The 12,278-nt window shown below is 69.7% G+C and carries 10 protein-coding genes and 1 tRNA gene; 8 read left to right on the top strand and 3 right to left on the bottom strand.

Features of this window, described 5'->3' with window-relative positions; all coding sequences use genetic code 11:
• Window positions 1-64 precede the first annotated feature (64 nt).
• From ACQUS7_RS05770 to ACQUS7_RS05750, 5 genes are all read left to right on the top strand, one after another.
• Window positions 65-937 (top strand): hypothetical protein, encoded by an 873-nt coding sequence (locus ACQUS7_RS05770; RefSeq protein WP_435123924.1) that lies wholly within the window; start codon window positions 65-67, stop codon window positions 935-937.
• Window positions 938-1,128: 191 nt separating this feature from the next.
• Window positions 1,129-3,573, top strand: coding sequence for a PGF-CTERM sorting domain-containing protein (locus ACQUS7_RS05765; RefSeq protein ID WP_435145500.1), 2,445 nt, complete (start codon window positions 1,129-1,131; stop codon window positions 3,571-3,573).
• Window positions 3,574-3,714: 141 nt separating this feature from the next.
• A complete protein-coding gene (locus tag ACQUS7_RS05760) occupies window positions 3,715-4,137 on the top strand; it encodes a 30S ribosomal protein S6e (protein WP_435123922.1) in 423 nt (140 codons plus the stop codon).
• Window positions 4,138-4,154: 17 nt separating this feature from the next.
• Complete coding sequence (locus tag ACQUS7_RS05755; RefSeq protein ID WP_435145497.1) at window positions 4,155-4,595, top strand: DUF7112 family protein; 441 nt, start codon at window positions 4,155-4,157, stop codon at window positions 4,593-4,595.
• 31 nt (window positions 4,596-4,626) lie between these two features.
• Window positions 4,627-5,070 carry a DUF5807 family protein gene (locus ACQUS7_RS05750; RefSeq protein WP_435123918.1) on the top strand — a complete coding sequence of 148 codons (444 nt, stop codon included), beginning with the start codon at window positions 4,627-4,629 and terminating at the stop codon, window positions 5,068-5,070.
• Window positions 5,071-5,289: 219 nt separating this feature from the next.
• On the opposite strand, the gene ACQUS7_RS05745 is transcribed toward ACQUS7_RS05750, so the two are convergent.
• Complete coding sequence (locus tag ACQUS7_RS05745; RefSeq protein ID WP_435145494.1) at window positions 5,290-6,570, bottom strand: DHH family phosphoesterase; 1,281 nt, start codon at window positions 6,568-6,570, stop codon at window positions 5,290-5,292.
• A 208-nt stretch (window positions 6,571-6,778) separates the two neighbouring features.
• Window positions 6,779-7,252, bottom strand: a complete 474-nt coding sequence (locus ACQUS7_RS05740) for a universal stress protein (protein ID WP_435145492.1) — start codon at window positions 7,250-7,252, stop codon at window positions 6,779-6,781.
• 134 nt (window positions 7,253-7,386) lie between these two features.
• Here ACQUS7_RS05740 and ACQUS7_RS05735 point away from each other — a divergent pair.
• Window positions 7,387-7,460, top strand: a tRNA-Lys gene (locus ACQUS7_RS05735).
• A gap of 321 nt (window positions 7,461-7,781) precedes the next feature.
• Window positions 7,782-8,495, top strand: coding sequence for a hypothetical protein (locus ACQUS7_RS05730; RefSeq protein ID WP_435145489.1), 714 nt, complete (start codon window positions 7,782-7,784; stop codon window positions 8,493-8,495).
• 81 nt (window positions 8,496-8,576) lie between these two features.
• Here the strand turns inward: ACQUS7_RS05730 and ACQUS7_RS05725 are convergent, their stop codons facing one another.
• Window positions 8,577-10,781, bottom strand: a complete 2,205-nt coding sequence (locus ACQUS7_RS05725; protein WP_435145487.1) for a hypothetical protein — start codon at window positions 10,779-10,781, stop codon at window positions 8,577-8,579.
• 531 nt (window positions 10,782-11,312) lie between these two features.
• Between ACQUS7_RS05725 and ACQUS7_RS05720 the strand changes: the two genes are divergently transcribed.
• On the top strand, window positions 11,313-12,278 hold the full coding sequence (locus ACQUS7_RS05720; RefSeq protein ID WP_435123910.1) for an AAA family ATPase: 966 nt from the start codon (window positions 11,313-11,315) through the stop codon (window positions 12,276-12,278).

Raw genomic sequence — 12,278 nt, 5'->3', positions numbered from 1 at the left:
CCGGACTGTCACGGCCGTCGATCGGAGTCGCGGCGCCTAAGCAGTTCCGCCGCGACCCGGGCACATGGACCGGACGCCGGTGTCGCTGCCCGCAGCCGTCCTCCGGCAGTACCGCCGCTTCTCGCTGTACAACTCCCCGTACCCGGCGCACGACCGCGGCCGCGCCGTCGACCTCTACCCGGACGGCGACGTCGCCGCCTCACCGGTCGCCGGCGAAGTCATCGACACGCGGACCGTCGGCTGCCCCGACCGGCCGTACGCCGCCGACAGCGACCACCTGATTCTGGTCGACACCGGTGACCGCGTCGCGCGGCTCCTCCACGTCGACCCGGCGGTGACGGCCGGCGACCGCGTCGCCGTCGGCGACCCGCTCGGCGAACTGGTCCGGTCGGGGTTCTTCGGTCAGTGGGTCGACAACCACCTCCACCTGGAGTTCCGCGACGCCGACCGGAACCCGTACCGGGCGTCCGGGTCGCTGCCGCTGCGCGCCGCGGTCGACGTCGAACCGGTCGCGTGGGACGGCGCCGGGACGGTCGTCGACGTCGGCCCGACCCACGCCCGCCTCGACGCCCCCGGTCGACCCGACACGGCCGAGGACTCGTTCGCGGCGGTCGCCGCAGACGACGGCCGGCCGCTCGACGGCGGCCTCCCGCACTACAGCGCCGGCGGTATCTTCGGCGACGCGGAATCCGCAGACGACGTGTCGCTGTTCGGTCGGCGCGTCGGCGACGCCGCCGGTCGGGACGTCGCCTGGGCCGACGTCGACGTGCTGGCGAACGGCGACCGCGTCACCGGGCTCTCGCTGTTCGCCACCCGGGAGGCGACGGTCGGCGCGAAACTGGTGACGCGGCCCGACGCCGGCGACCCGACGTTCCGCGTCGGCGACGAGGTGACCGTGACGGTACGGCCGAGCGACGACCCGGTTCGGCTCGACTGAGCGGAGCGAGGCACGTCCGACACCTCGAACCATAATTTTGCGTATCTGTTCTCGAAAGCAGTGCCAGTCCGAGCGGCCGCCGCCCGGTTCGGTGCTCTGGTCGCTCGACCCGGCGAAGTCTGCCGGTTGCAGTTCTCGGTTCTGAGAACGAACCGTGCACAGTTAACTTGGTTCACGCCGTGGCGCAGTTCATGACATTCGACGGACCATCGCGCGTCGCGGCGGCGCTCGTCGCCGTCGTGCTGGTGACGGCGGGTGCCGCCGTGCCGACCGTCGTCCTCGCGGCGACGACGAGCGGCGGCACGGCGTCGACGCCGCCGACAGCGGGGCTGCACGTCCCCGAAACCACCATCAACGGGAGCACGGACAGCGACATCGAAGTCGGCTACAACGCCACGAAGTACGTCGAGGACGGCACCGTCACCCAGGCCGACCTGGCACTCAGCGTCTCCTGGGCTGGAGGTAGGACGACGGTTGACCTCACGACGTCGAACGGCACCGTGAACGTAACCGTCCCCGCGGACGCCATCGCGGGCGGCGAACACGCCGTCACGGCGGCGCTCATCAACTCGTCGTCGATGTCGTACGTCGACTATCCGACGACGGCCGACTCGGCTCCGCTGCACGCCGCGACGAACGTCGCCGTCGAGGAGTCGACGATACCGAAGACGACCGTGAACAAGAGCGAGTCGTTCTTCGTGAACGCGACGCTGAACAACACCGGGAGCGCCGCGGAGAACTTCACGGTCGCGGCCTACACCGACTCGAACCGGTCGCTGACGTCGAAGACCGTCGAGGTGCCGACGGCCGGCACCACGAACGTCTCGCTCACCACCTCCATCAGCTACGACACGACCGTGAACATCCGCGTGAACGGCCAGCCCGCGACCACCGTGACGGTCGGTGACGGCGGTGGCGGCGGAGGCGGCGGCGGAGACAGCACGGCTGTCGTCGTCGACAGCGCGTCGCTGGTCTCCGCGGAGGTCATGGCCACCGACGGCTTCACGGCGTCGGTCACGCTGAACAACACCGGCGATTCGAGCGCCACCGAGACCGTCTCGCTGGCCGCCTACGGCAACGTGAACATCAGCGCGAGCAACACGACGTCGAAAGACGTGACGCTGTCGGCGGGCGAGACGAAGACGGTGCTCGTGAACCTCTCGGTGCCGTCGGCCGACAAGTACACCGTCCAGTTACCCGACGGGACCACGACGACCGGCTGGGCGCTCGTCGGCGGGACCCACGTCGTCCTCGGCGACACCGGGACGAGCCTCACGGCCACGGTGAACCAGTCGACGTTCATCGGCGCGACCGCGTACAACCTCGGTGACACGAACGGCACCGAAAACCAGACCGTCGTCTGGAACGGCCAGGTGCTCGACTCCTGGAACCGGACCGTGAACTCCACGGAAGGAAAGTCCGCGAGCTTCACCGTGACGTTCCCCCAGAAGGTGGAGAACGGAACGGTGACCGTCGGCAGCCGGACGCTGAACCTCACCGTCCGGAACCCGGTGGTCACCCGGATGGACGTCACCTGCGTCGGCGGCCCGTGTCCGACCGAGGACGTCTCCGTCGACTTGAGCCTCCAGGCCAGCATGCTACAGAGCGACGTCAGCGTCGCGAACGCCAGCACGCTGTGGGACGCCGGCGTGACGACCGACACCCGGTTCCGGCTGAACTTCACGGTGCAGAACTTCTCCGCGCCGCTGCTCATCGCGACCGGGAACAACGTCACGTGGGACCGCGCCGCAGTCAACGACACGCACACGCGCTACGTCGTCGAGCTGTCGCCGTCCGAGTGGGACTACCTGGAGGGCGCGAGCCTCGGGTCGTGGCCGACCGGCTCCGCCGACACGGCGACGTACCACCGGAACGCGTCGTTCGACCTGGCGTTCGACCCGATGACGCAGTACGACTCCAGCCCGGAGCGGAAAGAGCGGCTGAACGGCACCGTCATCTCGACGGACGCGCAGTCGTTCGGGACGCCGGAGTTCGTCCCGGGCGGCCCCGGACAGACGCCGAAACTGGAGCTGCGCGTCGCCGGGCCGCACTACCAGCCCGACGGCACCACGGTCAACAGCGGCTACTACGAGACGTTCCTCCCGGACTCACTGCTGAGTTCCTGGAACGTCACGGACGGCAGCAAGCTGCAGGCAGCCTACCAGGGGACGAACCGGTCGCTCTCGATTCGGAACGTCTCCGGCGGCCTGTTCGTCGACATCCCGATTCACTACTCCAGCGGAACGGTGAGTCTCTCCCCGACCGGCTCCACAGACGACGGCGGGGACACCGACCAGTCGACCGACTCCGTCAGCCCGGCCACCGAGTCGACGTCGACACCGACCGCGACACCGGAGCCGACGTCGACACCGACCGCGACGCCGACCGCAACGCCGACCGCGACGCCGACGCCGTCGTCCACCGCGACCGGCGGTTCGGGCGGCGCCGGAACCGCGACGGCGACGCCGGAGTCGACCGAGACGCCCGCCGCCACCTCGACGACGGCCGCGACGTCCACCGCCGCGACGACCGGGGCTCCGACGGAGGTGACGTCGACGACCGCGCCCGGATTCGGCGCGGCTGCGGCGGCGGTCGCGCTGCTCGGTGCCGCGCTCTTCGCGCTCCGCCGCGACTGACTCCGGGCACCCCGACGCCGGCCGAGACTGACCGCGCGGCCCGGCTGTCGCGGCGAGTCGGGGGGCGCTGCGTCTCCCGGTTCGGCTCGTCCGCCCGGGCTTTCGACGCTCTTTTCTTCATCCGCCGAGTTCGTCCCCGTAATGGCTGAATTCAAAGTCGTCGTCGGCGACGAGACCGGCGACACCCGGCAGTTCGACGTAGAGGGGCAGGACGCGAACCGATTCCTCGGCCGAGACATCGGCGAGGAGGTCGACGGCACCGCGATCGGTGCCGACGGCCTCACGCTGTCGCTGACCGGCGGCTCCGACAAGGCCGGCCGCCCGATGCGCGAGGACGTCCCCGGCTCGAACCTGAAGGAGCTGCTCCTCGACGGCGGCGTCGGCTACGAGCCGAGCCGGCCCGGCGAGCGCAAGCGCGTCACGGTCCGCGGCCGCGAGGTCTCCGAGGAGACCGTCCAGATCAACGCGCAGGTCGTCGACGGCACGCTCGCCGCGGCGCTCGACGAGGACGAGGAGGACGCCGAGGCCGAGGAGGCCGACGCCGACGACGCGGACGAGGAGTAAGCCGCCGCGCAGTTTTCATGCCCGACAGAATCGCCAGCGACGCCGACAGCGTCGACACCTACCGCGCCCACCTCGCGCGCAGCGGCGGCACTCGGCTCCCGTGTCTCCGCGTCCCGGACGACGCGGCGGTCGCGGACGGCGACGAAATCCGGCTGGTGCTCGACGGCGACGAGCGCCACGCCGAGGTGACGGCGGACTCCTCCGGGCTCGTCGTCCGCGGCGCCTACGACAACCGCCGGCTGCTCCGCGAACGCGGCGGCGACGCCGACAACCGGCTCGTCGAGTGGTGCCGCGACCACGACCGCGAACCCGGCGACGCCGTCGACCTCGACGAGGTCGACCCGGGCTACCTGTACGGGCTTCGCGTCCCCGGCGACCGCGTCGTCTACACGGTCCGCGGCCGCCCGGACGAGAACCTCCAGCGCATCGCGGACTCGCTGCTCGGCGGCGACGAATAGCCCTTTTACGCCTCCGCCGCCCACTACGGCCATGAGCAAACTCGACGAGTTCCTCGCCGGCGACCGCCTCGACGACGTCGCCATCTTCCTGACGCACGACTACCTGGACTCGCAGGGCAAAATCGCGAACATGGGCGAAGCCGTCGACGACGGCGTCGTCCTCGTCGTCCCCGGCGACGACGGCCGGAAGGCGTTCGCCTCCGGCACCGGCATGGACCCGATGGAGTTCGCCCGCGAAGCCATGGACGAAACCGGCACCATCGCGCCCGACCTCGGCGGCGGCGACTGCCCGGCCGCCGGCGACGACGACGAAGAACACGCCGTCCAGTTCATCTTCGCGTTCGCCGAAGAGCAGAACGAGGACGTCGGCGGCATCTACGAGGAGGGCGACGTGATGCACGCGTACGCCCACTGCTCGTGCGGCACCAACTACTCGCACAAGTGGGTGATGGGCGAACGCGCCGCCGACGCCTGAACGACCGGTTCTCGCCCCCGCGGCTCCAAAGCGGCCGGATTGCCAGGCGGCCAGGCGGCCTGACGGCCAGAGGGGCAGACGACCGGAGCGGCGTCTCGATTCTTCAGCGGCCCGTCTCTCACCGCGTAGCAGCCGAGGAGAGCCGATCAGGTCCGAGGAGAGCCGCGTAGCGCTTCGTTCCGCGTTGCGTCCGCTTCAGTCCGCGCGTCGGTCGCGCGGTCAGGCGTCCACGGCGTCCGGGTCGGCGTCCGGGTCGACTTCGGCGGCGAGCCGTTCGAACTCCCGGAGGACGACGCGCTTGGTCGCGCGGCCCTCGGTGCTCCAGTGGTGCGCGAAGTCGAGCATGTCGTCGTAGATGTCGGGCTTGCAGCCGGCCGCCTGCGGGTGGCCGCCGCCGCCGAGCGCCCCCGCGACCTCGTGTGCGCGCTCGAAGCCGCCTTCGGAGCCGCGGATGCTGACGCTGCCGGACGGCTTGACGACGACCGCCGCGTCCATCCCCTGCTGACGGAGCGTCTCGGACACCTCGTTCTGCGAGCAGCGGCCGTAGGTGACGCCGACCGTCCAGTCGCCGACCTCGTGTTCGTCGGCGCGCGCGACCGCCTTCTCGATGAGCTGCTCCTTTTCGATGCGGCGCTGTGCGACGTAGTCCTCGACGACGACGGGGAGGTCGGCGCCGTACGCGCCGACGACCGCGACGTACTCCTCGGCGTCCGACCAGTGGGCGTAGTCCGCCAGGTCGTCGCTGCGCTCGTCCTCGCGGAGCCACAGGTCGTGGTCGCGGGTGACCGCCGCCAGTTCCGCGAACCGCGGCGGGAAGTCGTAGTCGAGCGACCGCAGCGTCACGTCCGTCGAACACTCCTCGTCGCTCTCGCCGACGACGAGGTCGACGCCGAGGTTCCGCACCGACGTCGCGAGGTCGTCGCCCCACTGGTGGTGGTCGTACCACGACACCGAGTCGGCGCGCCGCACCACCGCCGTCAGGTCCTCCTCGATGTACCGGTACTCGTCCGGGCAGATGTCGCAGATGAACACGTCCGCGCCCTCCTCCAGGTACTCCGCGGCGTACTCCAGGTCCTCCTCGAAGCTGTGCGGCCCGGACGGCAGCAGCGCCACCGGCGACTCCGGCAGCGACTCCTCCTCCTCGCCTTCGGCCTCTGCGTCGGCGTCACTGTCGCCGTCGCCCTCCTCGTTGCCGCCGGCGTCCTCGGCGTCGGCGCCGTCGTCCGCTTCGTCCTCGTCGGCGAGCCGTTCGTGGATGCGGTCTTCGAACTCCGCGACGTCGACCGCGGCGTCGTACGCCTCCCGGACCAGCGCGACGCAGCCGAGGCCGTCGGCGTCGGAGTCCGTGATGACGACGACGCCGGCGCCCTCCAGCGCCTCCTTCGCGCGCTCCTCGGCGCGGTCCTCGTCCAGCGAGTCGGGGTAGAAGAAGCCCTTGCCCGGGAGCTTCGACTTCCGCTCCAGGGACAGGTCGTCGGTTTCGATGAGTTCGTCGTCCATACCGGCGCGACGCGGCGACGCCTGAAAACTCCCGTGTTCCCCGCCGTGCGGCGGTTCGGGCCGCGCGGGCGACCCGCCCGCTGTGGGTCCGCGGCGCGGTCGCCGTTCCAGCCGCCGGTCTGCGTCGCCGTCGGCGTCGCAGCCGCCAGTCCGCCTCGGCGCCGACCGCGGCGCCGGCGTCGTCGTCGCGGCCGCGGGGGACGTTACGTCACGCCTCGGCGCCGACCGCGGCGTCGTCGCCGCCGGAGTCGCCGTTTTCGCCTTCCAGTTGCCGGACGGTCAACACCGGGACGGGGCAGGTGCGGACGACGCGCTCGGCGACCGAGCCGATGAGGAACCGGTTCTCGCCGTGTCGCCCCCGCGTCCCGGTCGCGACGACGTCGGCGTCGACCTCGCGGGCGTACTCCGAGATTTCGTTCGCGGGGCGGCCCTCGCGGACGACCGCGGTGACGTCGCGGTCGGCCGCCGACTGGACGTCGACGACGGCTTCGCCGCCGCGCTCTTGGAGCGCGTGCCGCATGTCCTCGCGCACCGAGTCGGGCGCCGACTCCACCTCGCCCTCGTCGACGACGGACAGCGCGTGCACCGACGCGTCGAACTGTTCTGCGAGGTCCAGCGCCACGTCGACGGCGCGGGTGACGCTCGCGGAGCCGTCGGTCGCGATGACGATGGTGTCGATCATTACCTGGTCGTTCTGCGGACTCCGGCTTAAATCTCGGTTTCTTCGGCGTGCCGCGGCCGCGACGCCGCCGGCGACGCCGCATCCCCGCCCCGTATCGTAAACGCTTATGCGCGCAGGTCAGTTAGTCCGGGTGAGGGCTGGTAGCTCAGTCAGGTAGAGCGTCCGGCTTTTAACCGGACGGTCGGGGGTTCGACTCCCTCCCAGCCCGCTTCTTAGGGCGTTAGATGTGGTAATGAAGCTATGAGACTGTATTGCTGGAGCTACTTCGTAGAAGGATTCCTCTGTTGAGAGTACGTTCGTCGTCACCATCACTGGCTTCTCTCGAATAACGAGCCAGACCACCAATATAAAACCTAATTAAGTAGATAATTTTCAGACTTGTATAAGCCAATCTCGATTATAGCCCGTTAATTTTAGATTCTATAAACCGTCTCGTCGATTATCCGCCTTATCCGCCATATTTAGTTTAGAGCCTCCGAGATTTTTTCCTATGAGCAAATTTAACACACTGCTTCACCATGGTACTGATATGAGTCAGCGAAGTGTGAAAGAGCAGATTACGGACCGGCTCAGAAGTTCAAGCGAACCAGCACAGTCAGCGCAGCAACTCGCTGACGATCTCGATGTGTCTATTCCAACCATCAACAGCTACATCGAGGAACTAGTCTCGGAGAAGCGCGTCGCCACTACTCAAATTGGGAACGCTACTGCATACTACATTCCGGAGGATGAATCGAGGACATCGACCAAGCACGCATGTAAGAAGTGCGGACGAATCACTGATGGATACGACTCCGTGAAGCTCGAGGAGTCGAAATATTTCGAAAACCCAGGTGATGAAGGCTCAACGACTGATTTCTACATTCTATGTAGATTCTGCTATAACGATTTTGTCAGTTGGGTCTGGAACGACTCTGGCATGATGGGAGAATACCCAGGAGTTCACTCTTGGAACATCGCCGATAACCAGATGGAGGAGGTTCGTGAAGACCCTGATATCAAGACTTCACCATCAACAGAACATCTAGAGGGCCAACACGCTGAACTACTTGAGCTAATCAAGTCGTTGTATGAAGATGATGAAGAGACCGCCGGTGTGCCGAAAGAGGAGATTATTGAGGACGCGGTAGACACAGGAATGTCCGAGCGTGTTGCTAAAGTCCGATTGAACGAGTTGCATCAGACGGGGTATGTCTGGCAGCGGCTGAATTTGTCCGGCTTGACGTACACACCAGCGAAATAATCCAATTGGTGCGATCTCTGTATAGCCCGCTCCACCGGACCGATCTCCCGTCAGCTCCGCCAACGCCACCGCCGCAGTCGGCTACTCCGCCGGCGGCTCGTCGACGAGCTGCGCCGCGAGTTCGTCGGCGTCGAACGTCCAGTGGTCGCCGCCGAGCAGCGCCGACGGTAGTTCGACGGGGTCGGCGCCGTCGCCGGCGACGTAGCGGAACCGGTACGTCGGGGGCTCGTACTCGTCGGGCGACACCACCGGCTCGTTCTTCCGGAAGCGGCGCGCGACGAGCAGCACCGGGGCGCCGCCGGCGGCGGTCCCGGAGAGTTCGCGGAGTTCGTCGAGCCGGTACCACTGCGGGAGGTGTTCGCGGAGCCGCGTGCCGAACCGGGTGTCGCGGAACCGGCCGGCGACGACGGCGGCGAGCGTCCCGTTCTCGCCGAGCCAGTCGGCGGCGCGTTCGACGTACAGCGCCGACGTGTCGTACGTGTAGTAGGCGGTTTCGTAGTCGGCGTACGCGTCGGCGGCGGGGCCGTCGGCGATGTCGCGCCGGAGCGTCGCCGGGAACCGGCCGACGACGTACGCGTAGTCCTCGCGGTCGAGCGGGCCCGGCTCGGCGTCGGCGTGGGCGGCCGGCGCGGCGAGCGTCGTCTGGCCGTCGTCGCGGCGGAGCGGGTCGACGGCGTACACGCCGAGCGGGTCGATAGTGAACCCCGACTCCTCCCACCGCGCCTCCTGGTAGTCGTCGAGGAGCCGGAGCAGCAGCCGCGTCTCGGTGACGCGGGCGGACAGCGGGTCGTCGTCCGCGGCGGTGAGCCGGTCGCACACCGCGTCGACGCGGCGGCGCGGGTCGGCGTCCTGCGCGTCGAGCCGGGCGAGCAGCCGGTCTGCGGCTTCGAGGACGAAGCGGCCGTCGCCGGCGGCCGGGTCGAGCAGGTCCGCGTCCGCGGCGTCGATGGCTGCGTCCGCGGTGTAGCCGGCGCGGTCGAGCGCCGCCGCCGGGACGGCGTCGTCCGGGTCGTAGTCGAGTTCCGGGAGGTCGACGACGCCGAGCAGCCGGCCGTAGGCGGTGGCGGCGCGGTCGGCGTCGACATCGAACGCGAAGTGGTTGCAGTACCAGACGACGCGGCCGAGCGCCTCCGCGACGTCGTCGTGGCCGAGCGCCCAGTCGCCGAGCGCCGGGGTGCGGCGCTCGTAGACGTGGCCGAACGACTCCCGGGCGACCCGGAGCAGGTCCGCGACGTCGCGGTCGACGCCGAACGACTCGGCGTACTCCTCGAACCGGTCGACGGCGTCGCCGGTGAGCACGTCGTCTTGCAGCCCCATGCCCTCGGCGACGCGCACCACGAACACGTCTTCGAGCAGCGCGAACGCGGCGACGCGGGCGAACGCGCGTTCGTTCTCGCTGGGCGTGTAGCCGGTGCGGTTCGCGCCGCGCACCCACGAGCCGTAGGCGGCGCGGAGCAGCCGGACGTCCCTGTTCGCGTCGCGGTGGGCGAGCAGGCGGCTCCGCGCGGCGCCGGCGGCCGTGTCGTCGGCGGCGGCGCGGCGGTCCTCGTCGACGGCGGCGCGGAGCGCCTCGGCGCGGTCCTCGTAGCCGTCGACGCGGCCCGACACGTCGTCGAGCGCGGTTTCGACCGCCGGCACCAGCACGTCGGTGAGGCAGTCGCGGAGCGTGCCGACGAGCGTGTCCAGCCCGTCGTCCTCCGCGACCGAGTGCTTCCCGGGGGTGTCGTACTCGTCGTAGCGCTCCTCGGCGGACAGCTCCTCGGGGCGGAGCGCCGTGAGCTTCGCGACGGCGAGCTGCTGGCCGGGGCGGAGCGTCTGGGAGAGCCGTCCGCGGCGGCCGGCGGCGACGACGTCCGCGAGCGGAATGTCGGTGTGGACGCCGGCGGTGACGCCGTGGACCGTCTCGGTCTCCGTGTCGGCGTCGGCGGCGTCGTCGACGCGCTCGAAGACGATGAGCCGGTCGAGCGTCCCGGCGACGACGTAGCGGACGTACGGCTCGCTGCTCGCCGCCTCGAACGCCGGGGAGACGGCGGCCGTCGCCGGCTGGTCGCGGCCGGCCGCGGCGAACACAATGGCTGTGTCGCCGGCGTCGTCGCGGAACCGGACGACCGCGCCGTCGGTGTCGACGGCCGCAGCGTCGAATCCGAGCACGCCGCCGAACAGCGCGTCGCGGAGCCGTGCTGCGACCGCGTCGGCCGGGGCCGCCGGGGCGAGTTCGGCCTCGACGCGGTCTGCGGCCTCCACCACCCGCTCGACGAACCCCTGACCGTATGCTCCTTGAGACATGTGAAACCCGATGTGAGTCGGATTTCTCTCTCGGACGGAACTACCTAAATGTGTCTCCGCTCTCATCACGCCTGATTACCGGCGTCCCCGACGCCGGCCGCTGCTGACGGCGCCCGCAACGACGCCGACCGCTGTGCCGCCGCTCGGCCCGGAACGCGGCCCGCGGCGGCGCCGCCTCCGCTGTCCACCCGAAACCATGGGGAGCGCTCCCGAGCCGTACCGAGCAGTCGGGTCGCCTGTGAAGCCGGACGGACGCTCGGCGGACGCGGCGAACAGCGAACGGCGCGCGCCGAGCGGCGACGCCTGGTTCCCGGGCGCTCCACTCGAAATCATGGGGAACACTCCAGAGTGCTCCGGGAGGCTCCGGAGCGCTCCCGCGGCCGAATCCCGGTCGGCCCGTGGCGTCGCGGTGTTCCTTCCGCGGGCGTGTCAGGTGTCCACAGGCGGCAGAGTTAGGTTGGTCCGGGCCGTTTCGGTGTCTGTGAATCACACCCAGAAAACATTCGTCCGGGTGTCCCCCGTCAGTCACCGATGAGCGACGCCGACGCCGACACCGAGTTCGACGACCGAGCGACGCTGCCGGTCACGGAGGCCGCCGCGCTCACCGACCGGGTCGCCGACAACGTCGGCCGCGTCATCGTCGGCAACGACGACGCCGTCGAGCACGTCCTCGTCACGGTGCTCGCCCGCGGCCACCTCCTCTTGGAGGACGTCCCGGGCGTCGGGAAGACGATGCTCGCCCGCGCGCTGGCCGAGTCCGTGGACTGCGAGTTCCGGCGCGTCCAGTTCACGCCGGACCTGCTGCCCTCGGACGTCACCGGCGTGAACGTCTTCAATCAGCAGACCGGCGAGTTCGACTTCCAGCCCGGCCCCGTGTTCGCGAACATCGTGCTCGGCGACGAAATCAACCGCGCGCCGCCGAAGACGCAGTCGGCGCTGCTCGAAGCGATGGAGGAACAGCAGGTGACCGTCGACGGCGTCACCCGGGAGCTGCCGGCGCCGTTCACCGTCATCGCGACCCAGAACGACGTCGAGCCGGGGCGGACCTACGAGCTTCCGATGGCCGAAATCGACCGGTTCATGAAGAAGCTCCGGCTCGGCTACCCCGACGCGGACGAGGAGGCGGCGATGCTGGAGCGCACCGCCGGCACCCACCCTATCGAGTCGCTGGAGCCGGTCGCGTCCACCGAGGAGCTGCGGCGGGCGCAGGCGACCGTCGGCGACGTCGACGTGTCACAGCCGGTCCGCGAGTACGTCACCGCGCTGGCGACGTACACCCGCGAGAACGCCCAGCTCGGCGTCAGCCCCCGCGGCAGCATCGCGCTCGTCCGGTCGTCGCAGGCCCGCGCCGTGCTGGACGGCCGCGACTACGTCGTCCCGGACGACGTGCAGACCGAGGCGCCGACCGTGTTCGCCCACCGCGTCCGGCCGCGCACCGGCAGCGAATCCGGCCACGACGTCGTGGAGGACGCGCTCGACGCGGTGCCGGTGGAGTAG

It is taken from the genome of Halobaculum sp. P14, from assembly GCF_051195155.1.
Lineage (GTDB): Archaea > Halobacteriota > Halobacteria > Halobacteriales > Haloferacaceae > JBNTKA01.
Note: the sequence above shows the minus strand (reverse complement) of the source record. Positions and strands in the feature narration are given on the sequence as shown.

Coding starts and splice junctions, on each gene's coding strand:
- ACQUS7_RS05770 (WP_435123924.1), top strand. CDS start 65: ATGGACCGGACGCCGGTGTCGCTGCCCGCAGCCGTCCTCCGGCAGTAC.
- ACQUS7_RS05765 (WP_435145500.1), top strand. CDS start 1,129: ATGACATTCGACGGACCATCGCGCGTCGCGGCGGCGCTCGTCGCCGTC.
- ACQUS7_RS05760 (WP_435123922.1), top strand. CDS start 3,715: ATGGCTGAATTCAAAGTCGTCGTCGGCGACGAGACCGGCGACACCCGG.
- ACQUS7_RS05755 (WP_435145497.1), top strand. CDS start 4,155: ATGCCCGACAGAATCGCCAGCGACGCCGACAGCGTCGACACCTACCGC.
- ACQUS7_RS05750 (WP_435123918.1), top strand. CDS start 4,627: ATGAGCAAACTCGACGAGTTCCTCGCCGGCGACCGCCTCGACGACGTC.
- ACQUS7_RS05745 (WP_435145494.1), bottom strand. CDS start 6,570: ATGGACGACGAACTCATCGAAACCGACGACCTGTCCCTGGAGCGGAAG.
- ACQUS7_RS05740 (WP_435145492.1), bottom strand. CDS start 7,252: ATGATCGACACCATCGTCATCGCGACCGACGGCTCCGCGAGCGTCACC.
- ACQUS7_RS05730 (WP_435145489.1), top strand. CDS start 7,782: ATGAGTCAGCGAAGTGTGAAAGAGCAGATTACGGACCGGCTCAGAAGT.
- ACQUS7_RS05725 (WP_435145487.1), bottom strand. CDS start 10,781: ATGTCTCAAGGAGCATACGGTCAGGGGTTCGTCGAGCGGGTGGTGGAG.
- ACQUS7_RS05720 (WP_435123910.1), top strand. CDS start 11,313: ATGAGCGACGCCGACGCCGACACCGAGTTCGACGACCGAGCGACGCTG.